Consider the following 25,324-nt stretch of genomic DNA (forward strand, 5'->3'; position numbering starts at 1 on the left):
TGCTCACACCCTTGTCGCGTCGAAGGTGGCGAGGATTCGCGGATAGCTCAAGCCCGCCAGCTCGGGTAGCCGAGGAACCAGGTCGTCGAGCGCCGCCCGTAGCCCGTCGCTGCCCCGGCGGGCGAGGACGGCGTGCATCCGCGTGACGCAGTCCGCCAGCGGCTCGTCGTTGACCGTGACGGGAAGCCGGGCACCCGCGTCGACGTCCGGCAGCCTGCCGAGGTGCTGGTAGACGGCCGAAGCGCCACTGCGGTGCCAGGTGGCGATCACCTGCCTGTCGTGGTTGACCAGGTTCACGAGTTCGGCGCCGTGCCGTTCCCAGAACACGACCAGCTCCCGCCCGAACGGGCTGGCGGACAGGTCGTCCCGCACCCGGACGCCGATCTCGGTAGGCCGCGGCGGCGTGTCCTGGCTCGCCACGGCGGCGGCGCTCGGCATCCTCACCGGGACCTCTTCGCCGTCGAACAACGCGGTCAGGTTGGCAGGCACGGTCCGGATGTCCGCCGGGCTGGTGGCCAGCACCGGCGTGACGTTGTACTTGGGAGTCACATTGTCGCGGAGCTGGATCATGATCGCGTTGAGGGGCGCCACAAGCGTTCCGTTCACCTTCCCCGGTGTCTCGGGGAAGAACTCCTTGGCTTCGAACTCCGCCACGCCCGTCACGATGCCCATAGCCCGGACGTCGGGGGTCACCACGGCGGCGCCGGAGTCCCCTGGGATGCCGAAGTACACCGCGTCCGGTGGCGTGCCAGGAGGAATGTGCGGCACCACGATGAACTGCACGACCTGCCCGGCGGCGGGATTGCGGACGAAGTCGACGATCCTGCCCCCGGTCTTTCCCGTTCTGTTCCCGTACTTGCGGACGAGATAACTGTCGTCGCGGTATTGCGCTTCTGTGGGGTTCGGCGCGATTCCCTTGATGGGAAGGTGATCCTTGATGCCGCCGAAGTATTTCGTGCCCGGCCGGAGCCGGACCAGTGCGATGTCCCGCCAGCTGTGCGGGACGAAGTCGCCCTGCCAGAACTCACCGTACCCGTCGTTACAGCAGTGCGACGAGGAGCAGTCCCCGTTCGGGTCCACTTGTCCGACAACGGTTTTCTCCCGCACCGGGGCCTCGATGACCTCCTGCTTGCTTTCGATCCCGGCGAGTTTGCACAGGGAGTGGAAACAGGTCAGCGCGTAGATCTTCTTGCCAGGAGCAGCGACGTCCTCCATGAGGAGTCCGATGCTGCCTCGGCTCTGGTCGTCGATCCGGCCGGTGATCGGCCCGCCACCCGCCAGTACCTCGTCCGCGAGTTGCATGTCGACGTCGGGGGGCGGCTCTCGTTTACCCAGTGGCTCGCCCGGCGCGGGCTGCGGCAGGACCGCGTACCGCCGGTTGGTCATGGCGACGACGTTCGTCGGATAACCCTCCATAGTGGACGGAACGCGCTCGTCGGGCGCCACCTCGGCGAACGGCAGCTTGCGGTCGACATACACCTGGATGGCCAGAAACCCTTGATTGACACCACCTGCGCGCTTCGCTCCGCCGCCGACGGCGTGCACGCCTGGAATGCGGAGCAACGTCTTCTCGGCCCGCCGGACGGCGGCGTGGAACTCGGAGTCAGTGTCCATGCCGCACCTGTGCTTCGGCCGCCGGACGAGACAGAGCGGCGATGAGCTCGGGATACGTCGATCCGGCCAGATCGGGAAGTCTTCGCCGCAGTCGGTCCAGCGCCGTCCGCAACTGCTCCCCCGCCGCCGCACGCAGGGCGTCGTACAGCCTGTCGAGGCACTGACGCAAAGGCTGACCGTTGACCGTCGCCGGGATGGTGAACGTTTGGTCGCTCAGCCCACGCAACAGCACCTGGTAGACCGCCGACGCACCGCTGCGATGCCACGCCGTGGCGACCCGCCGGTCGGCGTTCACCAGACGCCGTAGTTCCGGCGCGTAAGCCCGCCAGAAGTCCAAAAGTTCGCGCCCACCGGGCGTTTCCGCGAGGTCAGCGGCGAGTCGGCCCGCACCCGGCGGTGCCGCTCCCACCACGGTTGCCACCGCGGCGGGAGCCGGAACGGGGACGACCACCCGCTCGCCGTCGACGACGGTGGTGACCGTCGGCCTGCCCGGTACGGTATGCGTCTGCCCCGGCTCGGTCGCGGTGCCGACGGTCAGGTCGAGCCCGAGGCCGGCGAGCTTGTTCAACACCGTGGCGATCGGGAAGGCCACGCCGAAGTACGTGCGTTCCGGTGGATTCGTCAAGGGCGGTTTGATCACCCCGGCGAGCGCGCGGCCGAAGTTGAGGCCCAGCACACGGTTCGAGGTGTCCACGGTGACCGATCCGGAGTCGCCCTCCGCCAGGTAGTGGTTGTGCTCGTCGGCGGGCACCTGCGGATTCGGATGCGGGGCGATCACCAGCGCGTCGCGCGCCCATACCCGCGTGGCGCCACCGTCCGGCGGCGGGCCCGGGAAGAGGATCTCGCAGTGCGCGGCGATGACGAACCCACCGGTGAACCCGGTCCGCGCACCACGTTTACGGACGAAGTAGCTGCGTGCTGCGAGTTGCTGATCGGTCGGAGGCGGCGCGATTCCCGTCACGGCGACGTCGTCGTCCCCGGGATCCTCCCCGGCGGCCACACTGGAGCGGCGCAGGTCGTAGCGATAGCTGGTGCCGCCGTCCAGCCGAGCCACCGCCGCGTCCCAGTCCGCGTTCTCCGCACCGCCCGCGTAGCGGCCGAAGATTCCCTCCGCGCACGTCGAGTGGGTCTTCAGGTCGTTCTGCCCGCACACTGTCGTGCCGACGACGGGCCCGTGTGCCACCGTGAGGTCGTAAACCTGGCCCTTGTCGTTGTACCGCGGATCGACCTGGGAAAGAACATGGTGACATGTGAGGGCATAAACCTGGTTCGGGTCCTGCGTGGCGCGCAGGAGGCACCCGAGAGTGCCGACGTTGCCCTCCATGAGGCTGCCCCGCATGGCCATCCCGCCGGTGATCGGCCGGTGCCGCTTGTTGTCCACAAAGGTCTCGTCATCCTTCGGGTACACGGTGCCGATCGGCTCGACCGCCGGCCGGGGATCGCTTAGCACCAGCACATCCGTCGGCACCCCACCGACGTCGGCGGGCACCAAGTCGGCGGCGTCGAGCGCGGCTCGAGGCAGTTTCTCCCGGACGAAGACCGTGACGGCGACCTGTCCGGTCGGCTGCCCGTCGACGATCTTCGCGCCGACACCGACACCGGTTATACCCGGTCGCCCGAGGAATTCCCCCGCCACCCGATGACGCAGATTTCGCATTTCCTCGGAAGCCACAGGTTTCCCTCCAGCGCACGTGGTAGGCATTCGAGCATGGTCGAATACGTCGGCGCCGGTCAATCAAAGGACGAAAGTCTGCCCTTTGGGGAATCTGCCGTCGTGTCGGCAAGATGAATTCCCGGGAAAGGCGAGAAACAACGTCGCCTGGTCGCATTCGGAAGTCGCACCACTTACGAACTCGACCACACCCGGGACACCAGGAGAAGATTCATATTGCGATAGCCATATTCCACCATGCGGATAGTTCCGGAGGATCGGGAGGCAGGAATGACAGGCTCGCTCGACGGCGTAACGGTGGTCGAGGTCGGTGTTTTCCTGGCGGCGCCGTTCGCCACGGCACAGCTGGCCGATCCCGCCGTGCGAGTGCTCGTGTGGCGGGGCGGCGGGGACAAGGCGTTCGTCGCGGGAACGGACATCCGGCAGTTCGCCGAGCTCCACACCGGACAGGACGGAGTCGATTACGAGACGTCGATCGCGCAGGTGGTCGACAGGCTGGAAGCCGTCCGGAAACCGACGGTCGCCGTGATCCGCCGAGCTTGCACGGGCGGTGGACTGGCCCTCGCGGCCGCGTGTGACGTGCGGGTCGCGGACACCAGCGCCCGCTTCGGCGTCCCGATCGCCGGAACGCTCGGGAACTGCTTGTCCGCCAACACGATCTCCCTGCTCATGGGACACGTGGGCCCGGGGGCGACGCTGGACCTGCTGCTCCGCGGGCGCCTGCTGGACGCCGAGACCGCCGCATGCGGCGACGCCTGCTGGTGCCGGACGAGGACGTGGTCTCCACGGTGTTCGGCAGCGAGGACTTCGCCATCGGGGTGCGCTCGTTCCTGGCGAGAGAGAAGCCTGACTGGACCGGCCGCTGATTCGCCCGTTCGGCAGACAAGCGCGTCCGTTTCATGATTGTTTATACGCGTACGCGTTCCAAACAGAACTGGGGATCCACAAGTGAAGATGAAGATCGCGGCGACCGCCGCCGTCGTGGGCGCGCTGGCCTCGACGATCGCGTTCGCGCAGCCTGCCAGCGCGGGCGTCGACCCGAGGTACCACTACGAGTCCAGCTGGTCGGAAGAGGGCGACTGCCAGATCAACGGCTACTTCGGCAAGCAGAATGGCCGTTGGTCGGACTACTTCTGCTCGGCGTCGGCCTGGTCCTGGGACCTCTACATCAAGCCGTAACCCGCGAGGGGTGTAGGGACCTGAGCGTCCCTACACCCCGAGGAGGGCCGATCGACCCGGAGCTCGCGGCCTGGGTCCAGAATCGACGACGTGCAGTTCACCATTCTCGGGCCGGTCGAAGCCCTCGGACCTGACGGGAGCCCGGTCGCCCTCGGCGGCCCGCAGTTGCGCGGGTTGCTCGCGCTCCTGGCGCTCGACGCCGGGCGTGTCGTTTCCGCCGGGCGGCTGATCGACGGACTGCACGGCGACCACCCTCCCGACGGAGCCGCGGAGGCGTTGCAATCCCAGGTTTCGCGGCTCCGGCGGCGGTTGCGGGATGGTGGGGCACCCGACGGGTTGGTCGAATTCACGGCCGCCGGTTACCGGCTGGCCGTCGATCCCGAGGACGTCGATGTCCACCGGTTCGAACGGCTCACCGCTCAAGCGCGCGAAACTCCGGACCCGGCTGTCGCGCACGAGCTCTTCGCCGAGGCTTTGGCTCTCTGGCGCGGACCGGCGTTCGACGGGCTCGCGGACGCGCCGAGCGCGGCCCGGCTGGCCGAGTCGCATCTGGCCGCGGTGGAGGATCACGCCGAGGTGAGGCTGGCGCTCGGCCATCACGAACGGCTCGTCGCCGAACTCCGCGCGCTCACCCGTGAGCACCCGCTCCGGGAGCGGCTCACCGGCAGTCTCATGCGGGCGTTGACCGGCAGCGGCCGTTCCGCCGAGGCTTTGGCCGTGTTCGCCGAGATACGGAAACGCCTTGCCGACGAACTCGGCACCGAACCGGCGGCGGAACTCGCGGAGGCGCACTTGGCGGCCCTCCGAGGCGCCGCACCTGTTCCGGCCCGGCGCGTGCCGGTGCCGCTCACCGGGCTGGTCGGCCGCGACGCGGAGCTCGGCCTGCTGGCCGAGGCCTTGCGTGATTCCCGGCTTGTCACGCTCACCGGGCCAGGTGGCGCGGGCAAGACCCGGCTGGCTGTCGCAGTCGCACCACGTAGGTCAGCCGAAGTGTGTTTCGTCGAGTTGGCCGCGACGACTGACGTGCCGCGAACGGTGCTCTCCGCGCTAGGGCTGCGCGAACAGGGCGTACTCGTGCCGGGCGCGGCACCGGAGCCTGCCGACCGCCTGGCCGCGGGGCTCGCCGACCGGCCGCTGCTGCTGGTCCTCGACAACTGCGAACACGTCGTCGCCGAGGTCGCGGACCTGGTCCGGCGGCTGCTCGGCGAATGCGCGGGCCTGCGGGTGCTCGCCACGAGCCGCGAGGCATTGGGCTTGACCGGCGAGCGGCTGGTGCCGGTCGGCGCGCTGGCGGACGAGGCGGCGGAGCGACTGTTCGCCGAGCGGGCCGCGGCGGTGGCGCCCGGCGTCGTCCCCGATCCGGGCGCGGTCAGGCGGATCTGCGCCGCTCTCGACGGTCTGCCGCTGGCGATCGAGCTCGCCGCCGGCCGCCTGCGATCGATGTCCGCGGACGACGTCGCCGACCGGCTCGACGAAGCCGCGAACGCCCTGGTGTTGAAGGAGTACGCGGCCGCCGCGCGATGAGGCGACTCCTGGTTCGTCGCACCATCGGTACACGCCACAATCACCCTCATGCCCGATGACCGCCCGCTCGCCACGCACCGGATGATCACCGTCCCCGACTACCGCCTGATCACCCTCAACGATCAAGACAAGGACGCGGGTCCCGGATCCCCCAGCCTCGAAGACGCCGCACGGAACATCGCCGCGTCGGACGGCTGCACACTCGTCATCTCCGTCACGCAGGACCTTCTTCCCGTCGGCATCACCGTCACCATCCAGGACACCGCCCCGCACACGACCACCGACATTCCTCACCTGCACCTGGAATGCCCCACCGGACAACTCGCGCTCGGCTCACCCACCGGCAGCACCATCGGTATCGACGTCGAACCAGGAACGTATTCCATCGCCGTTGAACACCAAGGCCGCGACGCCGCTTCCGCGCGCCGGCAGGAAATACTCCACCGGTACACGTCGTCCGACGACTTCGAAGCCCTTGTCGACGCCACTCCCGTGACCGAGCAGTACACGATCACGATGTGGCGCACCGGCGACGTCCAGGACATCGATCAGAATGAGATCCAGTTCTCCTATCGGGCTCGCGACGATCGTGGCGTGTTCGAGGTCGTGCCGCGCGTCGATGGCACCCCGCTCACGGACTTGATCGACAAATTCGAGACAGACGCCGGGATGCGACCGTCGGGCGACGCCTATGGCGGCCTCGTCCCGCAGTTCTTCCGGTTCGGTCCGATGGAAGACCACTTCCACGGGAGGCTCGGCGACGCGAAGACTCCGCTGCTGGGGTGCGAGTGCGGCGAGTGGGGCTGTTGGCCGCTCCTGGCCCGGATCACCACGACCGACGACCTGGTGATCTGGGACGCCTTCGAGCAACCCCACCGTCCAGCACGCGACTACACCGGGTTCGGACCGTTCCGGTTCGACCGCCACCGGTACGACGACGCCCTCGGGAAACTGAGCAGGGCGGTCGACGAGGGGTCGTGAGCTTCATCAGGGGGTCCTGTCGGGCGCCAGGCCCGTGTCGGTCCGAGACCACGGCGGCTCGCGCGACGGTGGAGGATTCGGGACGTCCACCGTCCCAAATCCTCCACCGTCGACCCCGCACCAGAGCGAACCCCACCTACGCCTGACCTGCGCGGGAGGCGTCCGCGTGCGCTGGGTCGACGGTGAAGGAATCGGGACGTTGAATGTCCCAATTCCTTCACCGTCGCCAGGGCGCCCGGTCACGTCCGGAAATCCTCCCCCGTCGACCACACCGGCCTCCAGAACAAGCCCCACCCCCGGCGCCGAGACGCACCAGGTCACCGGGCGAAGGGGTCACGTGTTCCCCAGAAAGCCCTTCACGTTCCCCTTCGATGTGATAAATGAATGACGACTCCGGGGGGAGGCGTCATGCTTCGTATTCACTTCACCGACCACGACCTGGCGCGCGTCCGTATCGCGGCCGCGCCGGATCCGCTGTGGGAAACCGTCCTGGCCATGCAGAAACTCGCGCTCGACGGCATTCCCGCCTTCGCCCGCTGGCGGCGCCGCGTACGGGAAGAACTCCGGGAGCGCGACGCCCGGACCGCGGTGCGTTTCCTCCAGGCGATCGCGCCGCCGGCCAGGTACTTCCCGGACTTCCTCACCCCCGCCGAGTCCGCGGGCGGACTGAAGGCGGGGCTGGCGGCACTCCGTGGGACGCCGTCGGATCGACTCGGGCGCGAAGTCGGACTGATGGCGCAGCACCACCGTCTCCCCAAGTGGATCCATGGGCTGGCGGAGGGTGTGGCGCTCGATCAGGTCGCCGAGGCGCTCAAGATCGCCCACGACACCCTGGTCGCTCCACAATGGACAACCGTGCGAACCCAGGTCGACACCGACCGGGCCTTGCGTTCACGCCTCGCCGGCGAAAGCGGGACCTTCGGCCTGCTCGACTCACTCCGACCGGCTTTCCGCTGGGAGGCACCGATCCTGACCGCGCGCTACCCCATCGACCGCGATCTCCACCTCCGGGGTCGCGGTATCCGGCTCGTCCCGTCCTACTTCTGCTGGGACACTCCGGTCGCCCTCGCCGACGACGACCTTCCGCCGGTCGTCGTCTTCCCGGTGTCCCACGAGCACGAACCCGCGCCGCTGCCAAAACACCTGGCCACCCTGCTCGGCCGGACCCGCGCCGCCGTTCTGTACGCGGTGGCGGGCTGCCCCAGCAGCGGCGAACTCGCCGACCGGCTGGGCATTTCGGCGGCCGCGGTTTCACGCCACACCACCGTGCTCCGCGACGCCGGACTCATCACCAGCCGACGCCACCGAGCCGTGGTGCTGCACAACCTCACGCCGGTCGGCTCCGCGCTGCTGGGCTGATGTCGCCACCAGTCGGCCGAGCTTGCAGGCGAAAAATGTATCGGCAAGTGCGATCCCGATCTCCGACACTTTGTACTTGCCGGTACATTTTTTCGGCTATACCTTGAGGGGCGGACAGCAGTCCCGACCCGGAAGAAGTCCCGATGCTCACGAAAAAGGGTGCCGCGACCCGCCAGCGGATCATCGACGCCGCCGCCGACGAGATCCGCGATCGCGGCGTGGGAGCGGCGACCCTCGACGACATCGGGCGCCGGAGCGGAACGGGCAAGAGCCAGCTCTTCCACTACTTCCCGGAGGGTAAGGAACAGCTGCTGATGGCCGTCGCCGAATGGGAGGCCGGTCAGGTGATCGAGGACCAGCAGCCGTATCTCGGGCAGCTGACCTCGTGGGAGGCGTGGCGCCAATGGCGTGACGTCGTGGTCGAGCGATATCGGCGGCAGGGCGTGCACTGCCCGCTCGGGGTGCTGATCACCGAGATCGGCAGGCACACGCCGGCCGCGCAGGCGGTGACCAGGCAGCTCCTGGAGCAGTGGCAACGTCAGATCCAGGCCGGTATCGAGGACATGCGGGAGAGCGGTTCGATCAGCCGGGACATCGACCCGGTCCGCGCCTCGGCCGCCTTGACCGCCGCGATCCAGGGCGGCGTGACCATCCTCATGTCCACCGGATCCGCGGATCATCTGGAAGCGGCGCTGGACCTGTACTTGGACTACTTGCGCGTCGGTGCGCCCTTGTACAGCTGAAGCCGCGGGTCAAACAGCTCCGCGGTGACCTCGTTATTTCGTGCAGCTTGCCGTCGGCAGGGGCTCTCGTAGCGAGGTCTCGGCCTGGAAGTCCTGATGGGCAACCAGATCGACGGCCAGCACGGCTCGCTGCGCACGGTCGCGTTCGGCTCGGCCTACGAGCTCACCGTCTGCCCCGGCGCCGGCCTCGGTGCCGAAATCGATCCCGAAAAGCTCCGGCGCTACCGCCAGGACCACTGACGCCCACCACGAATCAAGGAGGATTCATGACCGCCATCCACGAGACGGCCACCGCGGCCGCCGACGCCGACGGCGAGTTCGAGATCCACACGTGCGTCCGGCCCCGTACCAGATCCCGACCGACGGCGCCTGCGGCAAGCTCATCGCCGCGGCGGGCTGGCACGCGTGGCGCCCGGCGCACCTGCACGTCAAGGTTTCGGCTCCGGGCCACGAACTACTCGCCGCTCAGCTGTACTTCCCGGGCGACGAGCACAACGACGACGACATCGCTTCGGCGGTGAAGCCGGAACTCGTGCTGGACCCGCGTCCGTCGGGCGATGGCGAGGCCGTCGAGTACGGCTTCGTCCTCGACCCCGAACGTCCCTGACCCGACGACCGTCCCTTTTGGAGTGACCGATGCTCTATCACGTCCGCATGTACGTTCGTCTCCCGCCGGACCTCGATCCGGCGGACCGAGCCGACATCATCGCGCGGGAGATGGCGTACAGCCAGAAGCTCCAGCGAGAGGGAAAATGGCCGCAGCTGTGGCGGATCGCGGGCGAGTACGCGAACTTCTCGATCCTCGACGTCGCCGGCCACGACGAGCTGCACACGCTGCTGTCCGGCCTGCCGTTGTTCCCATACATGGACATCGAGGTCACCCCGCTGGCGGCGCACCCGTCCAAGATCGCGGTTTGAGCGATCGGCCGATGCCGTGGCAGACGAGGCCCGCGCTGCCGAGCTTCTCCGGGTCGAGATGGTTGCGGGTGTCCAGCACGACAGTGCCGTCGAGAAACTTGGCCATCCGTACCCAGTCCAGCGCACGGAACTGCGGCCAGTCGGTGAGGAGCACGAGCGCCTCGGCGTTCTCCGCGACCTGATAGGGGTCGTCCATCACGGTGATGCCGTCGACCTCGGTTCCGCCCGCCACCGTGGGATCACAGGCCAGGAGTTCGGCGCCTCTGGCGGCCAGCAGTTCCGCGACGGCGAGCGCCGGTGAGCCCCGGAGGTCGTTCGTCCCCGCCTTGAAGGTCAGGCCGAGCAGTCCGACGCGGGCGCCGTCGAGCGAACCACCGAACGCCGTGGCCAGTTTCGTGACGACCCGTTCTAGCTGCTGGGCGTTGCTCTCGATGGTGGCCCGCAGTAACGGGAAGGAGAAGCCGACGGTGTCGGCCATCCGCAGCATCGCGTCACTGTCCTTGGGCAGACAGGAACCACCCCAACCCGGCCCCGGTCTCAGGTAGGAGCGGCCGATCCTGGGGTCGCGTCCGACGGCGTCCAGTACCTCGTCGACGTCCGCGTCGAAGTGCTCGCACATTTCCGCGACCGCGTTGACGAAGGACAGTTTCATGGCGAGGAAACAGTTCGCGACGTACTTCACCAGCTCGGCACTCGCCGCGTCGGTGACCAGGACCGGCGCCCTCAGCCGGGAGTACAGTCCGGCGACCCGCGCTCCCGCCTCCGGTACGTCGGCGCCCACCACGATCCGGTCCGGTTTGAGGAAGTCGGTGACCGCGCTGCCCTCCCGAAGGAACTCCGGATTGCTCACCACGGCGACGTCCGGACGGTCGAGCAGCCCGGCGATGCGCACCGAGGTTCCCACCGGGACGGTGGATTTGTTCACCACCACGCAGCCGACAGGCAGCGTGTCCCGGATCCGCGCCACCGTCGACTCCGTCGCGCGCAAGTCCGCACCACCGTCGGCGCCCTTCGGCGTCGGCAGGCACAGGAACAGGAACTCCGTGCCGGCCACCGCGGCATCACCGTCCACGGTGAACTCGAGTCGCCCGCTGACCTGCCCGTCACGCACCAGGTCGGCCAGGCCGGGCTCCAGCATCGGAATCCGCCCCGCCCGCAACCGGTCGATCTTCTCGACGTCGATGTCCACGCACATCACCTGATGCCCCAGGGAGGCGAGACACGCACCGGTCGTGAGCCCCACATAGCCGGTACCGATCACGACGATCCGCCGTTCTGCCACCGATCCACCCCCAAGTCTCTCGATCGTCGGTTCCGGCTCGCCTGGACCGACGGGTCAACGTCTCAGTGCTTCCCGTTCCCGGGCGAAGAAGGCGATCGTCTTGCGCAGGCCGGCCCGCAACTCCGTGCGCGGCCACCAGCCCAGTTCGCGTTCGGCGAGTTCGATGACCGGTTTGCGCCGCCGCGGATCGTCGATCATCGTGGGCACGAACTTCAGCGAGGACGCGGAGCCGGTCAGTTCCTTGATCAGGGTCGCCACCTGGCGTACGGACAACTCCACCGGATTGCCGACGTTCACCGGGCCGAGGTGGACGCGTTCGAGCATCCGGACGAGTGCGTCCACCGTGTCCTCGACGTAGCACAGTGACCGGGTCTGCTCCCCCGATCCGTGAATGGTGAGCGGCTCGCCCGCGAGCGCCTGCATGATCAGGTTCGGCACGAGCCTGCCGTCGTCGGTACGCATCCCGGGTCCGTAAGTGTTGAAGATCCGGACTATCCCGCAGTTCGTGCCGTATTCCCTGGCGAAGGCCGCGCACGCGGCTTCCCCGAAACGCTTGCTCTCGTCGTAGACGGCGCGCGGGCCGATCGGATTGACGTTGCCCCAGTACTCCTCCGTCTGCGGATGGGTCAGCGGGTCACCGTAGACCTCGCTGGTCGAGGCCTGCACCAGCCGCGCTCCGGCGGCGCGGGCCAGTTCCAGCAACGCGAGCGTGCCCGCCGAACCGGTCCGGAGGGTCTCGATGGGCGCGCTCAGGTAGTCCGGCGGGCTCGCCGGGGAGGCCAGGTTGACGATCGCGTCGAGCGGATCGGTGATCGCGAGACCGTCCACGATGTCAGCCTCGACGAAATCGAATCGCCCCGTTTCCGCGAATCCGTCGAGGTTCCGCGGCCGCCCGGTGCTGAGGTTGTCCACGCACAGCACGGAGTGGCCGTCGGCGAGCAGGCGCGCGCACAGGTGACCACCGACGAAACCGGCGCCACCCGCGACGAGAATCCGCCGAGGCCGCCCCTCTCTGCCGGTCATGAACGCTCCCTTCCGACAAGGTCCGCGAAGCGGATTCCAGTGCGGTGTCCCCGCCTGCCGTCCGGCAGGAGTTCACGGTCAGGCCCTGCTTTCAGGATCTACCTGACGAAGAAGACAAAGCACACGCCGAAGACATCGCCGTGATCCAGGCTCACCGTTTCGTCGGCGCCTACACCTTCTCGCAAAATGCGAAGGAGTTCTCTCAATGTGAGAACGTCTGATCCATGGTGACAGCGACGCGCTCGGCGGCAGCACGTCCCGAGCGCCACGCTGGAGACGATGAGCGTCCCAAGCGTGGCGCTCGGCACACCGCTCACCCACCCGATAACTCGGGTGCAGGCGGGCCTCGCCGTCGGCTACGGTCGCGGCCATGACCGCGGAGGACTTCGTGCCGGCCGGTTTCGTCCCACCGGCCTCGCTCGTCACCGACCAGTTCCACCTCGAACCGCTGGGACCGCGGCACAACGAGGCCGACCATGCCGCCTGGACGTCGAGCATCGAGCACATTCGCGCCACCCCCGGCTATCCCGACGGAAACTGGCCACCGCGCGACGGCATGACCCTCGAAGAGAATCTCGTCGATCTACGCCGCCACGCCGAGGACTTCGTTCACCGAAAGGGTTTCACCTTCACCGTGCTGAGCCCGGAAGACGGTGACGTCATCGGTTGCGTCTACGTGTATCCCCCGGAGTCCGAAGAGTCGGATGTCACGGTGCAGTCCTGGGTACGGGCCGACAAAGCCGACCTGGACACCGCGCTCGCCGACGCCGTCGCACGCTGGCTGGCCGCCGTTTGGCCTTGGAGGCGCGTGGATCGCTGCGGTCGCTAGGCGCTGTCCTACCCGGCGATGCCCCCACTCAGGCGACTTCCGCGACCGCGCGTTCCCGTACCTCCCGGACCACGACGGAATGCTTGAACGCGGACGACACCGCGCTCAGCCAGGCACTTTCCTCCCGCATGCCGGGGTGCGCGTCGCGGTGGGGCCGATGTGGCCAGCTGCGGCCCGCCTCGCGCATCACCAGCGCGGCCGCCAGTTCGGCGGCGGCGCGCGTGGGTTCGTCGACCGGGGTGCGCAGCCACTCTCCAAGGTGCGGTGGGACGTGCGCACGCAACGCCAGCAGTCCGTCGCGGATCTCGATCACCCTGCGGTACAACGTGAACTCCAGGTCGTGGCGCAAGGGCAGGGCGATCTGCGGCTGAGCGGCGACGAGCTCCTTCCATAGTGGAGTCACCGCCCGGATCCCCTTCCACGCACGGGCAAGCCGAAGAGCGCCGTCCCAAGTGGTGAACAGTCCACCGAGGACCCACAGCACCATCGCGCAGAGTCCGAGAAGGCGGGCGCGCGGCAGGAAGTCCAGGTCCGCGAGGTCGGTGATCTCCAGCCACAGTGAGGGAAGCCCGGAGAACAACACCCAGCCGATGGTCGCGACGGCGGCGCAGACGAGAATCCGCAGACCGGTCCGGAACGTCCCCCGTGGACGGCCCGCCGCGCTGCGGGCCAGCGTGCGGATGAACATGACCAGGCAAGTGACGGCGTACGCCGTGAGGATCACCTGATAAGCGACGATGCTCCAGCGCCACTGGAATCCGGAGGTGCCCGCCTCCAGCCGATGTGGGGCGAAGTCCAGGTAGCACAGGACCATCAGGATCCAGCACACCGCGATCGGCCAGAAGGCCGTCGGCTTCTCCGGGGACCGCGTACTGCGGACAAGCTGCACCAGCGCGCGCATCGCGAGCAGTTGCAGCGCGTTGGTGACCAGCCTCGGGAGCAGGTCGTCGCCGAGCAGGCGGACCGTGCCCTCGGCCGAGATCGCGAGGGCCGCCGCCATGCTGAGGAAGAACGTGACGAGGTGCTTCGGTCCGGTGCGGACCGTCATCAGCCGGGTGAGGCCGATCAGCGCCAGCAGCGCGGCGGACAGGTAGCTGATCATGAACCGAGGGCGTGGCGCAGCCGATCGGATCCGGGGCCAGCGCTCACGGCGCGGCGCATGAGCAACGACGCGACGAGTTCGGCCTCCTTTTCCTGCTCCTGCGCGTAAGTCGTGCGGCCGAGGACGCGCCGGACCAGATCCACCGAAAGGCTGGGGGTGATCATCGCGGCCACCGTCTCCGGCAGCACCTCGCCTTCGACGTGCCCGCACAGCAGATGACCGAGTTCGTGCAGCAGGATGTGCCGCTGGTGCAACGGAGACGTGTCCCGCGTGTAGAAGACGTAATCCGCTCGATCGGTCGCGGCGAGCACGCCGCACGGCGCTCCGGGCCGCGCGTCGAGCGCCACCAGCTCGATGGGCCGTCCCCGCATCGCCGCGACCTCGGCGAACAACGTGGTGACGTCGAACGGATCCGGTAGCCGCACAGCGGACGCGATCCGCTCGCATCTGCGCCAGAGCGCGCTCTTCCTGCCAAGCATGACTACTCCCCCTGCTCCCGCTTGGACTCGCGCCGACTGATCGCCTCGACGATATCGGCCACGGTCCCGAGCCCCTCCTCGGACAGCGTCACCGCGCGCAACGCCAGGTTGCGCACCGCGTTGTTCCGCAACGCTCCCAGCAATTCGATCTCTTCGGCAAGAGCTCTCCCCTGTTCGTCGTCGAAGAAGTACGCGGGCGGAACCTGGAAGAACGCCGCGAGCGCTTCGAGGTGCCGCTTGGTCGGGTTGTCCCTGCGACCTGTCCGCAGTTGCCAGAGGTAGGCGGCGGAGAACGACTCGCCGGTGCTCTCCCGGCAGGCCCGCGCCACCTCCTCGTGACTGTGCTGCTCACCGTTGGGCCGCCGGACCACCTGGAAGAGGCGGTCGATCCGGCTCGTGAGCATGGTCTCCCGTGGTTCGGCCACCTTCTCCTCCATAAACTGAGATGAATGAGTCCACGTTGTCCGTTCATCTGAGATTGACAACGACGAACACGCTCCCCTAACGTCTCCCACGTTAGCTGAGATGAATGACCATGGGGAGTCGGTCGATTCTGGCTGACGCCCAGGAGGGGAGCTCTCATGAAGAAGTTGCTGGCCGCGGTCGCACTGTCGCTGGGCGCGCTGACCATGTCGGCGACGCCGGCCTTCGCGGTGGAGACCGGGGATTTCTACGCCACCGGCATCGGCCCGGGCCCGGGGGACGCCGTCACGTCGGCGGAAAAGGTCGCTCGCCTGTACGCCCGCAACACGGGCTGGCAGGACTCGCAGTGCTACGTCCGAGGTTCGGACATCCGGTCGCACTTCAGTTACTACAGCGCGACCGTCTGGCTCTGGTGCCACCGCTGACAGTCGTTTCGTCCACCGAAAACCAGGAGGGGTAAAGCATGACCAGAACGATCGCCCGTGGTGCGGGGGCCGTGGCCCTCGCGGGGCTCATGGCACTCGCGCCGGCGGTGGCGAACGCCGAACCGAGCATCCAGGAGAGTCGCGCGTTCCTCGGGACGACGATCGAGAAGACCTCGGCGTCGGCCAAGCGAACGGCGCTGCAGCAGGCCTACGACCATGCCGCGGCTTACGGGTACACGCCCGAGCAGTGCGTGACCGTCCACCTCTACTCGGTGAAGATCAGCTTCGTGATGTACCGGGGTGAAGCCGGGATCAACTGCACGAAGTAGGCCGGTGCTCCACAGATGACAAAGCCCGGGGTGACGACAGGTCGTCACCCCGGGCCGAATCGAAGATCCCGAAGCTCAGCTCCGCAGATCGATGTACGCCAAGGCCGCCTGCCCGGCGAGCACCACGTACGCGTGCGTACCGTCCTGGGTGACTGCCGTGCCGTACGGGTAGGCACCCGCGGGCAGCTTCCGCGTCAGCGTGTTCGTGTTCGTGTCGAATTCGGCGAGCGTGCCCTGCGTCGTGTCGCTTGCCCGGCTACCCGCATAGACCCGGCTCCCGTCCGGGCTGATCGTGAGCAGATAGCCGTTCTGCAGACCCGGAACGCGCGTGACGACCTCGTGGGCGACCAGGTCGACCACGACCAGCGCGTTGCCGCCGTTCTGGTAGGCACGCGTTCCGTCCGGGGAAAGCACGACGTCTCCGCCTGAACCGCTCTTCACCGCGTCCACCACGGTGTTCGTCGTGGTGTCGATCGCGGTCAGTTCGCCGGACTCGGTCGCCGCCCAGACCTTCGTGCCGTCCGGCGAAGTGGCGAGCGCGTGGGCCGTGGTTTCGAGCTTGACCGCGGCGACCTCGGTATCCGTGGTGGTGTCGAGGACATGGACGGCTTCCCGTCCGGCGACGTACACGCGGCTGCCGTCCCGCGAAATGGTGAGCGACGTCGGATAGTCGCCGCCGAACGCGGAGGCGACCATGGTCTCCGACGCCGTGTCGATCACCGAGACGGCGTTCGCATAGGCGTTGGCGACATACGCCTTGGACCCGTCCGGTGTGAACGCGACTTCGAACGGACCTCGCTGGACCGCGATCGTGTTCGTGACCTTGTTGGTCGCGGTGTCGACGACGGTCACGGACGCGTCCGGCGGGCTGGTGACGTAGGCCTTCTTGCCGTCCGGGCTGAGCGCGACGGCTTCCGGATACTTTCCGGTCGGGATCAGGACGGTCGGATCGGCCGCGTTCGCGACACCGGTGGACACGCCGAGCAGGACGGCGGTGACACCGGCGACGACGGCACGCCGCGTCGAAGTACGGAACATAGTCGGAAGAACTCCTTTTCCAGGCACGGCGAAGCCGCGCCACCCCAGTTGACGAACCGGAACCTATCGGACGGAGCGGACAGTCCGCCAGAGGGTCTCAGCCACCTGAGCGCCGTCCCGGAGCCGGCGTCGAGCCGTCGGAGTGTCGACGTGGCGGTGCACGGACCCGTCCGCGCGGAGCGCGATGAGTTCCTCGTGCGCGGGCCATCATCGGCGCGATGCAGGGCACGATTCCGTACGGCTTGACGTTCGGGCTCGTCTCCTCGAAAACCTGGGCCGCGGGGCTGTCACTCTGTCAATTACGCTTCACCGGCTCGGGACCTTTGCGTCTCATCCGTTTTCTCGACGACGCCTGCGACCGCGACGTACTCCGCATGGCCGGTCCCAGCTACCAGTTCAAGCATGCTCGCCTGCAAGACCGCTTGGCCGCGGATTGGGCCACCCGAGGAGAGGCCCGGCCCGGCTGACGTCGAGTGCCGCGCGAATGGAGTAAGAACGAGCCATGGTGACGCTGGATCGGCTCGTGAACGTCCTCGGCGGATACGGGGCGAGGTTGTGCTGCTGCCCGGTCTCCCGCGAGGTCGCGCTCCGCGACGTGGTGATGTACGACGCCGCCGACCCGCGTGAACTGCGCGGGGACGTCTTCCTCGCCGTTGGGACGGACTCGATCGCCACGGCCGTCGACCTGGCCGTGGCGGCGCGGGCGTCGGTCGTCCTGGTCCGCGGATCGCAGCCGCCGGATCAGGAGGCGACCGAGCGAGCGGAGACCGGCGGTGTCGCGGTTTTGCTGGTGGAGCCGGACGTGTCCTGGGGCCAGCTCGCCGGAGTGGTCTACGGGCTGGTGCTGGAAGGCCGGGAGACCGAGTCGGGCCGTGGGCCGACCGACCTGTTCGCGTTGGCCGACAGTCTGGCGGACGCGCTCGGGAGCGCGGTGACCATCGAGGACCGGCTCTCCCGGGTCCTGGCCTACTCCAGCCGTCAGCATCAGGCCGATCGGGCGCGGCTGGAAACGATCCTGGGCAGGCGCGTTCCCGAGCCGGTCCGCGAACTGTTCGAGCACCGGGGTGTGTTCGGGCACCTCGCCGAGTCGGACGAACCGTTGTTCGTCGAGGCCGATCCCGAACACGGGCTCACCGGGCGCATGGTCGTCGCGGTCCGGGCGGGCCGGGAGGCCTTGGGCTCGATCTGGGTGGAATGCGACCAGCCGTTGTCCGACGTCCGGCGTGCGGTGCTGCGGGACAGTTCGCGCACGGTCGGCCTGCACCTGCTGCGGTCCCGGGCGAGCGCGGATCTGGAACGGCAGGTCGAATCCGATCTGGTGATCCGCCTGCTGGAAGGCACGCCGGACGCGGCGGCCGTGCTCAGCAGGCTCGGTCTGCCGCCCGGCCGGTTCCGGGTGATCGCGCTGCAGGCCCACATCGGCGACGAGCGCCATGCCGCACTCCTGCTCGCGTTCGAACGGGCGACGACCGGTTTCGGCTGGTCACGACCGGGTCGCAGCACTTTGTTCAGCAACACCGTCTACACCGTCCTGCCCGGGGACGACGTGTCGGCGGCCAGGGCGTGGGTCGGTTCGATCCGCGAAGCCCTGCCCAGGCAGGTGACGATGCTGGCCGGGGTCGGGTCGGGCGCGGTGTCCGCGGAGCTGCCGGCCAGCAGGCGGGAAGCCGACGAGTGTCTCGCGTTGCACGACGTCCGGCCCACCACGAAGTCCGCGATCGCCTACGACGAGGCATGGGACGACATCCTGGTGCAACGGCTGCGGGCCGCCGCGGCGTCCGGCCGGGCACCGGCCCGGGGACCGATCACCGAATTGCGGCGGCACGACAGCGCGAACGCCACCAGCTACGTCGCGACGCTGCGCGCCTGGCTGGAGGCGCAAGGGGACCTCTCGGAAGCCGCCGAGCGCCTGGACGTCCACCCCAACACGATCCGCTACCGGCTGCGGAAGATGGCCGAAGTGACCGAACTCCGGCTCGACCAGCCCGCGAAACGGCTGGCGATGATCATCGAACTGGCGGTCTCCGATCCGACCCCTTGACCGTTCCGGCCAAAACCGCCTGCCCTGATTGTCGGATCCGGACAATCATCGCCGTCCGATTCCGAGCCATCCTGACCGCGACAGCACCACTCGTGCAGCGGAGGAATTCATGGGCGATCTCGACCGGATCGACGGCGTCCCACGTTCGGCGATCGTGATCGGCGCCGGCGTGGTCGGCCTGTCGACCGCGTGGTTCTTGCAGGAACGCGGGGTCGGCGTCACGGTGGTGGACCGCGAGGGCATCGCGGCCGGTGCGTCGTGGGGCAACGCCGGCTGGCTCTCCCCCGGGCTCGCGTTCCCGCTCAACGAGCCCGGCGTCCTGCGCTACGGCCTGCGGACACTGCTGGACCGGCAAGCCCCGCTGCACGTCCCGCCGTCGCCAGACCCGCGACTGTGGTCGTTCCTGGCCCGGTTCGCCGCGAACTGCACCGGCCGATCGTGGACGCGCGCCGTCGAGGCGAACGCGCCGCTGAACGAAGAATGCCTCGAAGCCTTCGACGTCCTCACTGCCAACGGCGTCGACGCGCCGACCATCGAAGCCCCGATCACGGCGGCGTTCGAGACCGCTGGGCACGCCGCGGGCCTGATCACGGAACTGCGGCGCATCGGCGAGGCTGGGCAGGACATCTCCTACACCCGGCTCACCGGCGCCGAGCTCGCGGAGCGGTTCCCCCAGGCCACCGGGAGGCTCGGCGCCGGTGTCCGGATCGATGGACAGCGCTACGTGGATCCCGGCCGGTTCGTCGAGTCGCTGGCGCGGGCGGTGGTCAGCCGGGGCGGGACGATCCGGCACCGGTTCGAGGTCGCGTCGCTGCGCGCGCACCGCCACGCGATCAGCGTGCGCTCGACGTCGGGCCAGACGGTGAACGCCAACGCGGTCGTACTCGCGACCGGTGCCTGGCTGGGAGGCCTGGGACGGAAGTGGGGTGTCAAGGTCCCCGTGCGCGCCGGTCGCGGCTATTCCTTCACCGTGCCGACCGACGACCCGGTGCCCGGACCGCTTTACCTGCCGGACATCCGCGTGGCGTGCACGCCGTACCGGGGCGGCCTCCGGGTGGCAGGGACGATGGAGTTCCGGAAGCCGGACGCGCCACTGGATCCGGCGCGGATCGCCGCGATCATCGATTCGGCACGGCCGTACCTCACCGGGCTGGACTGGGAGGGGCGCACCGACGAATGGGTCGGCTCCCGCCCGGTCAGCACCGACGGGCGCCACGTGATCGGCGCGACGAGCACTCCCGGCCTCTACGTCGCGGGCGGGCACGGGATGTGGGGACTGACCCACGGGCCGGTCACCGGGCGGCTCCTGGCCGAGAACATCACCACCGGCAAGCAGCCCGAGGCCCTTCGGCCCTTCGACCCCCTCCGCTGATCGGGATGACGATGCCACCGGAAGAAGAGAGCACACAGTCCGAAGTGGACCGGCTCCGCGCCGAGAACGCCTTGCTGCGCACCGAGAAGGCCCTTCTGCTGAAGGCCGCCATCGGATTCGCAACCGACGCGGGCGCTTTCCCGCGTCCGCCCCGAAAACCAGAGACCCGCTGACGACGCGGGACTCACCGAAGGTCTGTGAGGGTCGGGGCTTTCCGCGCCCGGCCCTCACAGACGTCATCCATCGAAAGGCGATCATCACCATGACCATCGTCTCGTCAGGCCCTTGGCTCACCCCGGAGACTCACGCGCGCCTGGTGCGGGAGCTCGCGGCGTTACGGCGCCCCGCCGCCGACGACCGGGACGGCGACGACGAAATCACGCTCACCATCCACCGGCAGGCCCGGATCCGGCAGATCGAAGACCTGCTGCGCGGGGCCGTCGTCGGGCAGGATCCCCCCGACGACGGGATCGCCGAGCCCGGCATGGTGCTCACCGTCGAGTACGACGACGGCGACACCGAGACCTTCCTGCTCGGCACGCGCGACGAAGCAGGCCATGGCGTTCTTGAGGTCTACTCCCCCGATTCGCCCATCGGCCGCGCGCTGCACGGCGCGAAACCGGGTGAGCGGCGGGAATACCGTGTGCCGAGCGGCGACGCGGTCCGCGTCACCCTTGTCGGAGCGGAGCCTTACGGGCGGCATCGAGGAACCTCTCACTGATACCCGAACCCTTGGCAGACGCGCGAGCGGTCAAGCATGGCACCTTTGCCTTTCGGCCCAAACAAATCCGGCGACATCGACGATCTTCCTCGCGACAATGGGCTTCATGGAGGAGGTCGAGGTCGTCGTCGCCCACCACGACTGCGCGACGCTGCGCGTCGGTGAGGTGTTCCTGAAGATCGACGCCGATCAGACGCGCACCGACGTCGAGGTCGAGGCGATGGCCATGGCGCCGATCCCGACTCCCGAGGTCTTGTGGCGGAAGCCGCCCGTACTCGCGCTCGCCGCTCTCCCGGGAAAGGCACTCGGCCGCCTTGGCGAGCCATCGACAGCGTCACCGGAGGCGTGGGCGGCCGCGGGAGCCACGGTCCGGAGGTTGCACGACGCGCCGTTGCCGCCGCGGCAGGGCCGGAGTGCCGACGAGCTCGCGGCGCGCCTCGACGCCGAATGCGAGTGGCTCGTCGGCACCCACGTCCTCCCCGCTGACCTGGTCGAGCGCAACCGCCGACTCGCCGAGACGGTGCTCCGGCCGTGGACGCCCGTGTTCATCCATGGCGATCTGCAGATCTCGCATGTGTTCGTCGACAGCGACGAGATCACCGGCGTGATCGACTGGTCCGAGGCCGCCCAGGGCGATGCTCTGTTCGACCTCGCCACCTTGACGCTCGGTCACGAAGAACACCTCGCCGACGTCGTAGAAGGCTACGGCACCGACGTCGACCTCGACATGATCCGCGGGTGGTGGTCCTTGCGCTGTCTGCTGGCGATCCGTTGGCTGGCCGAGCACGGCTTCGATCCCTCTTCGCCGGGCTGCGAAATCGACGTGCTGAAATCCGTGTGACGGCTGTCAGCTCCGTTCGTGCGCTTCGGTGAATTTTATGGAAACTGTCGAGCAGGTCCACCATTCGAAAGCATTTTCGCGGAACGCCGGGCCATTCGTACCTCGGTGAGCCGAGGAATTCCGCGTGATCCCGCGTTGTGGAACAATTCTCCGCCATCCCGGTGAAGAATTCGGCAAGATCGTCCGAGGCCTGCGGCATGGCGATATCGTCCGGTCAGTGATGGGGCGTGGGGAATCGGTGGAGCCGGCTGGACGTGGCGGAAGTGTCATCTCGCTTGCGGGGGCGGTGAGCGCCGGTGTCGGCTTGGCGGTTCAGTCGCGCTTGAACGGGGAGCTCGGTTCGCGGGTGGGCGACGGAATCACGGCGACGCTGGCATCGACTTCCGTCGGACTTCTGTTGCTGCTCGCGATCGTTCCGCTGTTCCCGGCGGGACGACGCGGGCTGGGCCTGGTCCGCGCGGCGGTACGCACCGGCGGGCTGCGAGGGTGGCACCTGACGGGCGGAGTGTGTGGCGCCGTGTTCGTGGCCAGTCAGGGAATCAGCGTCGGTTCCCTCGGCGTGGCCGTGTTCACGGTGGCGGTCGTGGGCGGCTCGGCCGTCGGCGGGCTGATCGTGGACCGGTTCTGGGGTGGAGACGGCACTCCTCGCCCGATCACGGTGGCACGGACGGCGGGTGCCGCGGCCTGCGTGGCGGCGGTCGCCATCGCCGGGAACGGCGCGTGGGGTGGCTCCGGAACCCTGGCCTTGGTGATATTGCCCGTGTTCGCCGGCGTCGCGATCGCGACACAGTCGGCACTGAACGGACGGGTCGGAGCGATCGCCGGGTCTCCGTGGCCGGCCACCCTGATCAACTTTTCCGTCGCGGCCGGGTCGCTCGCCCTCGCTCTCGTCCTGCGAGCCGGGTTCGGCGGAGCCCTGCCTGGACACCTGCCCGCGGAGCCGCTCCTCTACCTGGCCGGGGTGATCGGAATGGGCGTCGTAGCGGTGGCCACCACCGTCGTCCGGCGCATCGGCGTGCTGGTCTTCGGGCTGGCCAGCGTGGCCGGTCAGCTGCTCGGCGCCGTCCTGCTGGACGCCCTCACCCCAGGCCCGCGGCCGTCCGCCGCCACCTTCGTCGGCGTCGCGATCACTTTCGCCGCGCTCGTGCTCGCGGCCCACCCCCGCTTCCGGCGAAGCGAGACCGTCCAGGACGCGCGTTTGACGGCATCAAGGCCGCGCTAGATTGGCCTGTGTGGACCATGCCGAGTACAGCAACCGACTTCGCCACGTCCTCGACGCGCATTCCGAGGACGTCATCGCCCGGCTGAGGGCGATCGTCAAGGCGATCGGCGGCACCGTCGAGAGTGTGCAGATCGAAGTGTTCCCCGACGCCGACGGCGAGGGGACTTTCGACGTGTGGGCCCGGTTCGACGGCCCGGATTCGTTCGTCCTCAACAAACCGATCGACGAACACCGTCACCTTTTCGGCGTCGTCCACCACGAAACGGGCTGGGATCCGGAAGTACCGCCCCTCCCGCGAGACCTCTCGGCGGACGTCGTCGTCGACACGGTCGCCGACTGGATCGAGGCGGTCTGGACGAGGGCATTCGACACGCAGCCCTCGGTTCCCGTGGAGGTGTCGTCACCCGAAGGTTATGGCACGACAACCCCGCGGCAGCTGGGCTGACCCCCAGGGCGTCACCCGGCAGCCCAGATACCGCGGACATGGCCGATGTGGCGACGCATCAGATCCTCGGCGCCGTCGGCGTCCCGGGCTTCGATCAAGTCGACGAGTTCCGAGTGCTCGCGCGACGACGAAATCAGTTGCCCACGTTCGGCCAGCGCCTTCAGCCCGTAGATCCGCGATCGGGCACGCAGCGACCGGACGACTTCGACGAGGTGCTCGTTACCCGCCAGGTCGAGCAGCGCGAGGTGGAATTCCATGTCGACCGTGACGTGCCCGATGAGGTCGTTCGCGGCGGCGGCCCGCTCGATGCCGGTCGCGAGCTCGCGGAGCCGTCTCAACGCGTCCGCCCCGACGCCGGACTCGGCGATCCGGCGCACGGTGGGCACCTCGATCAGGGCACGCAGTTCGGTGAAGTTGTCGAGTTCGTGCTCGGTGGGTTCGGTGACGCGGAAACCCTTGTTGCGCACGGTTTCCATGAGACCTTCCTTGACCAGGTCGAGCATCGCCTCCCGCACCGGCGTCGCGGACACGCCGAACCGCTCGGCCAAGGTGGGCGCGGAGTAGACGACGCCGGGACGCATCCCGCCTGAGATGACGGCGCCGCGCAGGGTCTCGATGACCTCGTCGCGCAGGTTGCGACGACCACTGACCGGGGGAAGCCCCTTGAGCTCGTCCTCAGGCATTCAAATCCCTCCACCGCGACTGTACAATGTCACATACTACTTCGCGGGAGGTCGGCATGACGAGCGATGGGTACTTCGCGGTGGACTACCACTGCGGTGGCGAACCGTTCAGGATCGTCGCCGAGATCGCGGAGCCCGACGTGCCGACGGTCGCGGAAAAACGTGTCGCGGCCGCGGCCGACCCCGAGATCGACGGGCTGCGCAGGCTGCTCTGTTCGGAGCCGCGCGGGCACGCGGACATGTACGGCGGCTTCCTCGTGGCGCCGGACGACCCCGGCGCCCACTTCGGCGTGCTCTTCTGGCACAAGGACGGGTTCTCCGCCGCGTGCGGTCACGGCACGATGTGCCTCGGCACCTGGGCGGTACGGACCGGTCTGGTGCCCGCCGATCCCAGCGGAGTCACCGACGTGGTGATCGACGTTCCGTCCGGGAGGGTGACCGCACGGGTCGCCGCTGTCGGCGCCAAGGTGACCTCGGTCGACTTCGTCAGCGTCGCCAGTTATCTCCTCCAAGACGACGTCGCCGTGAAGACGTCACGCGGCACCGTCCACTGCGTGATCGCGTTCGGCGGGGCGATGTACGCCCACGTCCTGGCCGCGGACTTCGGGCTCGCCGTCGACAAGGACTCGCTCCCCGAACTGATCGAGCTGGGACGCGAGATCAAGAATCAGCTCAACGAGAGCGCGTACGCCGAGCACCCGCACGATCCGAGACTCAGCGGGATCTACGGTGTGATCTTCTTCGACGAACTCGGCGTCGAGGAGAACGGGGACATCCGGCAGCGCAACGTGACCGTTTTCGCCGACGGTCAGGTGGACAGGTCGCCTTGCGGTTCGGGGACCGCTTCCCGCGTCGCGGCACTGCACGCGTCCGGGCGGCTGGCCGCCCACCACACGCTCGTCCACTCCTCGATCGTCGGTTCGACCTGGCACGCCCGGGCGGCGAGCACGGTCGAAGTCGCGGGGCGCGACGCGGTGATCCCCGTCGTGTCAGGGCGAGCGTTCCGTACCGGTTACCACCGGTTCGTCGTCGACCCCGACGACGATCTGGTCCCGGGTTTCGTACTGCGCTGACGAGAA

Annotated in this window: 28 protein-coding genes and 2 pseudogenes; 21 read left to right on the top strand and 9 right to left on the bottom strand. The window is 68.5% G+C overall.

What is annotated here, in order from left to right; genetic code table 11:
• Nucleotides 1-3: 3 nt before the first annotated feature.
• Together CFP71_RS30100 and CFP71_RS30105 are read right to left on the bottom strand one after the other, a co-directional pair.
• Nucleotides 4-1,614, bottom strand: a complete 1,611-nt coding sequence (locus tag CFP71_RS30100; RefSeq protein WP_093937341.1) for a chymotrypsin family serine protease — start codon at nucleotides 1,612-1,614, stop codon at nucleotides 4-6.
• Entirely contained in the window at nucleotides 1,604-3,271 is a 1,668-nt protein-coding gene (locus tag CFP71_RS30105) for a hypothetical protein (protein WP_143267212.1), read from the bottom strand. Before CFP71_RS30105 ends, CFP71_RS30100 begins: the two co-directional genes overlap by 11 nt.
• Nucleotides 3,272-3,556: 285 nt before the next feature.
• Here CFP71_RS30105 and CFP71_RS30110 point away from each other — a divergent pair, with 285 nt between their 5' ends.
• The 9 genes and pseudogenes from CFP71_RS30110 to catC all read left to right on the top strand — a co-directional run bounded on the left by CFP71_RS30110 (nucleotide 3,557) and on the right by catC (nucleotide 9,990).
• Entirely contained in the window at nucleotides 3,557-4,189 is a 633-nt protein-coding gene (locus CFP71_RS30110; RefSeq protein ID WP_244199888.1) for an enoyl-CoA hydratase-related protein, read from the top strand.
• A 45-nt stretch (nucleotides 4,190-4,234) separates the two neighbouring features.
• On the top strand, nucleotides 4,235-4,465 hold the full coding sequence (locus CFP71_RS30115) for a hypothetical protein (RefSeq protein ID WP_093937343.1): 231 nt from the start codon (nucleotides 4,235-4,237) through the stop codon (nucleotides 4,463-4,465).
• A gap of 90 nt (nucleotides 4,466-4,555) precedes the next feature.
• Entirely contained in the window at nucleotides 4,556-5,989 is a 1,434-nt protein-coding gene (locus tag CFP71_RS30120; protein WP_244199889.1) for an AfsR/SARP family transcriptional regulator, read from the top strand.
• 48 nt (nucleotides 5,990-6,037) lie between these two features.
• Nucleotides 6,038-6,970, top strand: a complete 933-nt coding sequence (locus tag CFP71_RS45135; protein ID WP_244199890.1) for a hypothetical protein — start codon at nucleotides 6,038-6,040, stop codon at nucleotides 6,968-6,970.
• Nucleotides 6,971-7,378: 408 nt separating this feature from the next.
• Nucleotides 7,379-8,329, top strand: coding sequence for an ArsR/SmtB family transcription factor (locus CFP71_RS30130; RefSeq protein ID WP_093937344.1), 951 nt, complete (start codon nucleotides 7,379-7,381; stop codon nucleotides 8,327-8,329).
• A 143-nt stretch (nucleotides 8,330-8,472) separates the two neighbouring features.
• Nucleotides 8,473-9,072, top strand: coding sequence for a TetR/AcrR family transcriptional regulator (locus tag CFP71_RS30135; RefSeq protein ID WP_093937345.1), 600 nt, complete (start codon nucleotides 8,473-8,475; stop codon nucleotides 9,070-9,072).
• A gap of 75 nt (nucleotides 9,073-9,147) precedes the next feature.
• A pseudogene (locus CFP71_RS30140) lies at nucleotides 9,148-9,312 on the top strand (enolase); the annotation flags it as partial.
• A gap of 50 nt (nucleotides 9,313-9,362) precedes the next feature.
• Nucleotides 9,363-9,679 (top strand): annotated as a pseudogene (locus CFP71_RS30145) (dioxygenase family protein); the annotation flags it as partial.
• 29 nt (nucleotides 9,680-9,708) lie between these two features.
• A complete protein-coding gene (catC, locus tag CFP71_RS30150; RefSeq protein ID WP_093937346.1) occupies nucleotides 9,709-9,990 on the top strand; it encodes a muconolactone Delta-isomerase in 282 nt (93 codons plus the stop codon).
• Here the strand turns inward: catC and CFP71_RS30155 are convergent.
• Together CFP71_RS30155 and CFP71_RS30160 are read right to left on the bottom strand one after the other, a co-directional pair.
• A complete protein-coding gene (locus CFP71_RS30155; RefSeq protein WP_093937347.1) occupies nucleotides 9,950-11,272 on the bottom strand; it encodes a UDP-glucose dehydrogenase family protein in 1,323 nt (440 codons plus the stop codon). The genes catC and CFP71_RS30155 overlap by 41 nt on opposite strands.
• A 54-nt stretch (nucleotides 11,273-11,326) precedes the next feature.
• Nucleotides 11,327-12,295: an NAD-dependent epimerase/dehydratase family protein gene (locus CFP71_RS30160; RefSeq protein WP_093937348.1), complete on the bottom strand. Its 969-nt coding sequence runs from the start codon at nucleotides 12,293-12,295 to the stop codon at nucleotides 11,327-11,329.
• Nucleotides 12,296-12,665: 370 nt separating this feature from the next.
• Between CFP71_RS30160 and CFP71_RS30165 the strand changes: the two genes are divergently transcribed.
• Nucleotides 12,666-13,124 (top strand): GNAT family N-acetyltransferase, encoded by a 459-nt coding sequence (locus CFP71_RS30165; RefSeq protein WP_093937349.1) that lies wholly within the window; start codon nucleotides 12,666-12,668, stop codon nucleotides 13,122-13,124.
• Nucleotides 13,125-13,152: 28 nt separating this feature from the next.
• Here CFP71_RS30165 and CFP71_RS30170 read toward each other — a convergent pair whose 3' ends face one another.
• The 3 genes from CFP71_RS30170 to CFP71_RS30180 are packed head-to-tail and all read right to left on the bottom strand — an operon-like array spanning nucleotide 13,153 to nucleotide 15,109.
• Nucleotides 13,153-14,226, bottom strand: coding sequence for an MAB_1171c family putative transporter (locus CFP71_RS30170; protein ID WP_093937350.1), 1,074 nt, complete (start codon nucleotides 14,224-14,226; stop codon nucleotides 13,153-13,155).
• Nucleotides 14,223-14,705 (bottom strand): ImmA/IrrE family metallo-endopeptidase, encoded by a 483-nt coding sequence (locus CFP71_RS30175; protein WP_093937351.1) that lies wholly within the window; start codon nucleotides 14,703-14,705, stop codon nucleotides 14,223-14,225. The genes CFP71_RS30170 and CFP71_RS30175 overlap by 4 nt, the downstream gene beginning before the upstream one ends.
• A 2-nt stretch (nucleotides 14,706-14,707) precedes the next feature.
• Nucleotides 14,708-15,109, bottom strand: a complete 402-nt coding sequence (locus CFP71_RS30180; protein ID WP_244199900.1) for a helix-turn-helix domain-containing protein — start codon at nucleotides 15,107-15,109, stop codon at nucleotides 14,708-14,710.
• A gap of 177 nt (nucleotides 15,110-15,286) precedes the next feature.
• Here CFP71_RS30180 and CFP71_RS30185 point away from each other — a divergent pair, with 177 nt between their 5' ends.
• Together CFP71_RS30185 and CFP71_RS30190 are read left to right on the top strand one after the other, a co-directional pair.
• On the top strand, nucleotides 15,287-15,553 hold the full coding sequence (locus tag CFP71_RS30185; RefSeq protein WP_093937353.1) for a hypothetical protein: 267 nt from the start codon (nucleotides 15,287-15,289) through the stop codon (nucleotides 15,551-15,553).
• 38 nt (nucleotides 15,554-15,591) lie between these two features.
• The gene (locus CFP71_RS30190; RefSeq protein WP_093937354.1) at nucleotides 15,592-15,882 is read left to right on the top strand and encodes a hypothetical protein; all 291 of its coding nucleotides are present in this window, start codon (nucleotides 15,592-15,594) and stop codon (nucleotides 15,880-15,882) included.
• A gap of 75 nt (nucleotides 15,883-15,957) precedes the next feature.
• Here the strand turns inward: CFP71_RS30190 and CFP71_RS30195 are convergent, their stop codons facing one another.
• Complete coding sequence (locus CFP71_RS30195) at nucleotides 15,958-16,920, bottom strand: YncE family protein (protein ID WP_093937355.1); 963 nt, start codon at nucleotides 16,918-16,920, stop codon at nucleotides 15,958-15,960.
• Nucleotides 16,921-17,138: 218 nt separating this feature from the next.
• Between CFP71_RS30195 and CFP71_RS30200 the strand changes: the two genes are divergently transcribed.
• The 8 genes from CFP71_RS30200 to CFP71_RS30230 all read left to right on the top strand — a co-directional run bounded on the left by CFP71_RS30200 (nucleotide 17,139) and on the right by CFP71_RS30230 (nucleotide 23,562).
• Entirely contained in the window at nucleotides 17,139-17,387 is a 249-nt protein-coding gene (locus CFP71_RS30200) for a hypothetical protein (RefSeq protein ID WP_093937356.1), read from the top strand.
• A 35-nt stretch (nucleotides 17,388-17,422) separates the two neighbouring features.
• Nucleotides 17,423-18,961, top strand: coding sequence for a PucR family transcriptional regulator (locus CFP71_RS30205; protein ID WP_093937357.1), 1,539 nt, complete (start codon nucleotides 17,423-17,425; stop codon nucleotides 18,959-18,961).
• A gap of 109 nt (nucleotides 18,962-19,070) precedes the next feature.
• Complete coding sequence (locus CFP71_RS30210) at nucleotides 19,071-20,333, top strand: NAD(P)/FAD-dependent oxidoreductase (protein WP_093937358.1); 1,263 nt, start codon at nucleotides 19,071-19,073, stop codon at nucleotides 20,331-20,333.
• Nucleotides 20,334-20,338: 5 nt separating this feature from the next.
• Nucleotides 20,339-20,506: a hypothetical protein gene (locus CFP71_RS44350; protein WP_167406328.1), complete on the top strand. Its 168-nt coding sequence runs from the start codon at nucleotides 20,339-20,341 to the stop codon at nucleotides 20,504-20,506.
• An 89-nt stretch (nucleotides 20,507-20,595) separates the two neighbouring features.
• Nucleotides 20,596-21,054 (top strand): GreA/GreB family elongation factor, encoded by a 459-nt coding sequence (locus tag CFP71_RS30215; protein WP_093937359.1) that lies wholly within the window; start codon nucleotides 20,596-20,598, stop codon nucleotides 21,052-21,054.
• A 106-nt stretch (nucleotides 21,055-21,160) separates the two neighbouring features.
• The gene (locus CFP71_RS30220) at nucleotides 21,161-21,895 is read left to right on the top strand and encodes a phosphotransferase family protein (RefSeq protein WP_093937420.1); all 735 of its coding nucleotides are present in this window, start codon (nucleotides 21,161-21,163) and stop codon (nucleotides 21,893-21,895) included.
• Nucleotides 21,896-22,115: 220 nt separating this feature from the next.
• Entirely contained in the window at nucleotides 22,116-23,117 is a 1,002-nt protein-coding gene (locus tag CFP71_RS30225; RefSeq protein WP_093937360.1) for a DMT family transporter, read from the top strand.
• 10 nt (nucleotides 23,118-23,127) lie between these two features.
• Nucleotides 23,128-23,562, top strand: a complete 435-nt coding sequence (locus CFP71_RS30230; protein ID WP_093937361.1) for a DUF6389 family protein — start codon at nucleotides 23,128-23,130, stop codon at nucleotides 23,560-23,562.
• A gap of 11 nt (nucleotides 23,563-23,573) precedes the next feature.
• On the opposite strand, the gene CFP71_RS30235 is transcribed toward CFP71_RS30230, so the two are convergent.
• A complete protein-coding gene (locus tag CFP71_RS30235) occupies nucleotides 23,574-24,245 on the bottom strand; it encodes a GntR family transcriptional regulator (protein ID WP_093937362.1) in 672 nt (223 codons plus the stop codon).
• A 56-nt stretch (nucleotides 24,246-24,301) separates the two neighbouring features.
• Here CFP71_RS30235 and CFP71_RS30240 point away from each other — a divergent pair, with 56 nt between their 5' ends.
• Nucleotides 24,302-25,318: a proline racemase family protein gene (locus CFP71_RS30240; RefSeq protein ID WP_093937363.1), complete on the top strand. Its 1,017-nt coding sequence runs from the start codon at nucleotides 24,302-24,304 to the stop codon at nucleotides 25,316-25,318.
• Nucleotides 25,319-25,324: the final 6 nt, after the last annotated feature.

The organism is Amycolatopsis thailandensis, assembly GCF_002234405.1.
GTDB lineage: Bacteria > Actinomycetota > Actinomycetes > Mycobacteriales > Pseudonocardiaceae > Amycolatopsis > Amycolatopsis thailandensis.

What these genes read in the sequence shown, in the direction of transcription:
- CFP71_RS30225 (WP_093937360.1), top strand. Translation starts at nt 22,116, where the DNA reads ATGGGGCGTGGGGAATCGGTGGAGCCGGCTGGACGTGGCGGAAGTGTC.
- CFP71_RS30175 (WP_093937351.1), bottom strand. Translation starts at nt 14,705, where the DNA reads ATGCTTGGCAGGAAGAGCGCGCTCTGGCGCAGATGCGAGCGGATCGCG.
- CFP71_RS30220 (WP_093937420.1), top strand. Translation starts at nt 21,161, where the DNA reads ATGGAGGAGGTCGAGGTCGTCGTCGCCCACCACGACTGCGCGACGCTG.
- CFP71_RS30165 (WP_093937349.1), top strand. Translation starts at nt 12,666, where the DNA reads ATGACCGCGGAGGACTTCGTGCCGGCCGGTTTCGTCCCACCGGCCTCG.
- CFP71_RS30195 (WP_093937355.1), bottom strand. Translation starts at nt 16,920, where the DNA reads ATGTTCCGTACTTCGACGCGGCGTGCCGTCGTCGCCGGTGTCACCGCC.
- CFP71_RS45135 (WP_244199890.1), top strand. Translation starts at nt 6,038, where the DNA reads ATGCCCGATGACCGCCCGCTCGCCACGCACCGGATGATCACCGTCCCC.
- CFP71_RS30180 (WP_244199900.1), bottom strand. Translation starts at nt 15,109, where the DNA reads ATGCTCACGAGCCGGATCGACCGCCTCTTCCAGGTGGTCCGGCGGCCC.
- CFP71_RS30235 (WP_093937362.1), bottom strand. Translation starts at nt 24,245, where the DNA reads ATGCCTGAGGACGAGCTCAAGGGGCTTCCCCCGGTCAGTGGTCGTCGC.
- CFP71_RS30205 (WP_093937357.1), top strand. Translation starts at nt 17,423, where the DNA reads ATGGTGACGCTGGATCGGCTCGTGAACGTCCTCGGCGGATACGGGGCG.
- CFP71_RS44350 (WP_167406328.1), top strand. Translation starts at nt 20,339, where the DNA reads ATGACGATGCCACCGGAAGAAGAGAGCACACAGTCCGAAGTGGACCGG.
- catC (WP_093937346.1), top strand. Translation starts at nt 9,709, where the DNA reads ATGCTCTATCACGTCCGCATGTACGTTCGTCTCCCGCCGGACCTCGAT.
- CFP71_RS30190 (WP_093937354.1), top strand. Translation starts at nt 15,592, where the DNA reads ATGACCAGAACGATCGCCCGTGGTGCGGGGGCCGTGGCCCTCGCGGGG.
- CFP71_RS30130 (WP_093937344.1), top strand. Translation starts at nt 7,379, where the DNA reads ATGCTTCGTATTCACTTCACCGACCACGACCTGGCGCGCGTCCGTATC.
- CFP71_RS30160 (WP_093937348.1), bottom strand. Translation starts at nt 12,295, where the DNA reads ATGACCGGCAGAGAGGGGCGGCCTCGGCGGATTCTCGTCGCGGGTGGC.
- CFP71_RS30200 (WP_093937356.1), top strand. Translation starts at nt 17,139, where the DNA reads ATGCAGGGCACGATTCCGTACGGCTTGACGTTCGGGCTCGTCTCCTCG.
- CFP71_RS30105 (WP_143267212.1), bottom strand. Translation starts at nt 3,271, where the DNA reads ATGCGAAATCTGCGTCATCGGGTGGCGGGGGAATTCCTCGGGCGACCG.
- CFP71_RS30170 (WP_093937350.1), bottom strand. Translation starts at nt 14,226, where the DNA reads ATGATCAGCTACCTGTCCGCCGCGCTGCTGGCGCTGATCGGCCTCACC.
- CFP71_RS30135 (WP_093937345.1), top strand. Translation starts at nt 8,473, where the DNA reads ATGCTCACGAAAAAGGGTGCCGCGACCCGCCAGCGGATCATCGACGCC.
- CFP71_RS30185 (WP_093937353.1), top strand. Translation starts at nt 15,287, where the DNA reads ATGAAGAAGTTGCTGGCCGCGGTCGCACTGTCGCTGGGCGCGCTGACC.
- CFP71_RS30100 (WP_093937341.1), bottom strand. Translation starts at nt 1,614, where the DNA reads ATGGACACTGACTCCGAGTTCCACGCCGCCGTCCGGCGGGCCGAGAAG.
- CFP71_RS30110 (WP_244199888.1), top strand. Translation starts at nt 3,557, where the DNA reads ATGACAGGCTCGCTCGACGGCGTAACGGTGGTCGAGGTCGGTGTTTTC.
- CFP71_RS30210 (WP_093937358.1), top strand. Translation starts at nt 19,071, where the DNA reads ATGGGCGATCTCGACCGGATCGACGGCGTCCCACGTTCGGCGATCGTG.
- CFP71_RS30240 (WP_093937363.1), top strand. Translation starts at nt 24,302, where the DNA reads ATGACGAGCGATGGGTACTTCGCGGTGGACTACCACTGCGGTGGCGAA.
- CFP71_RS30215 (WP_093937359.1), top strand. Translation starts at nt 20,596, where the DNA reads ATGACCATCGTCTCGTCAGGCCCTTGGCTCACCCCGGAGACTCACGCG.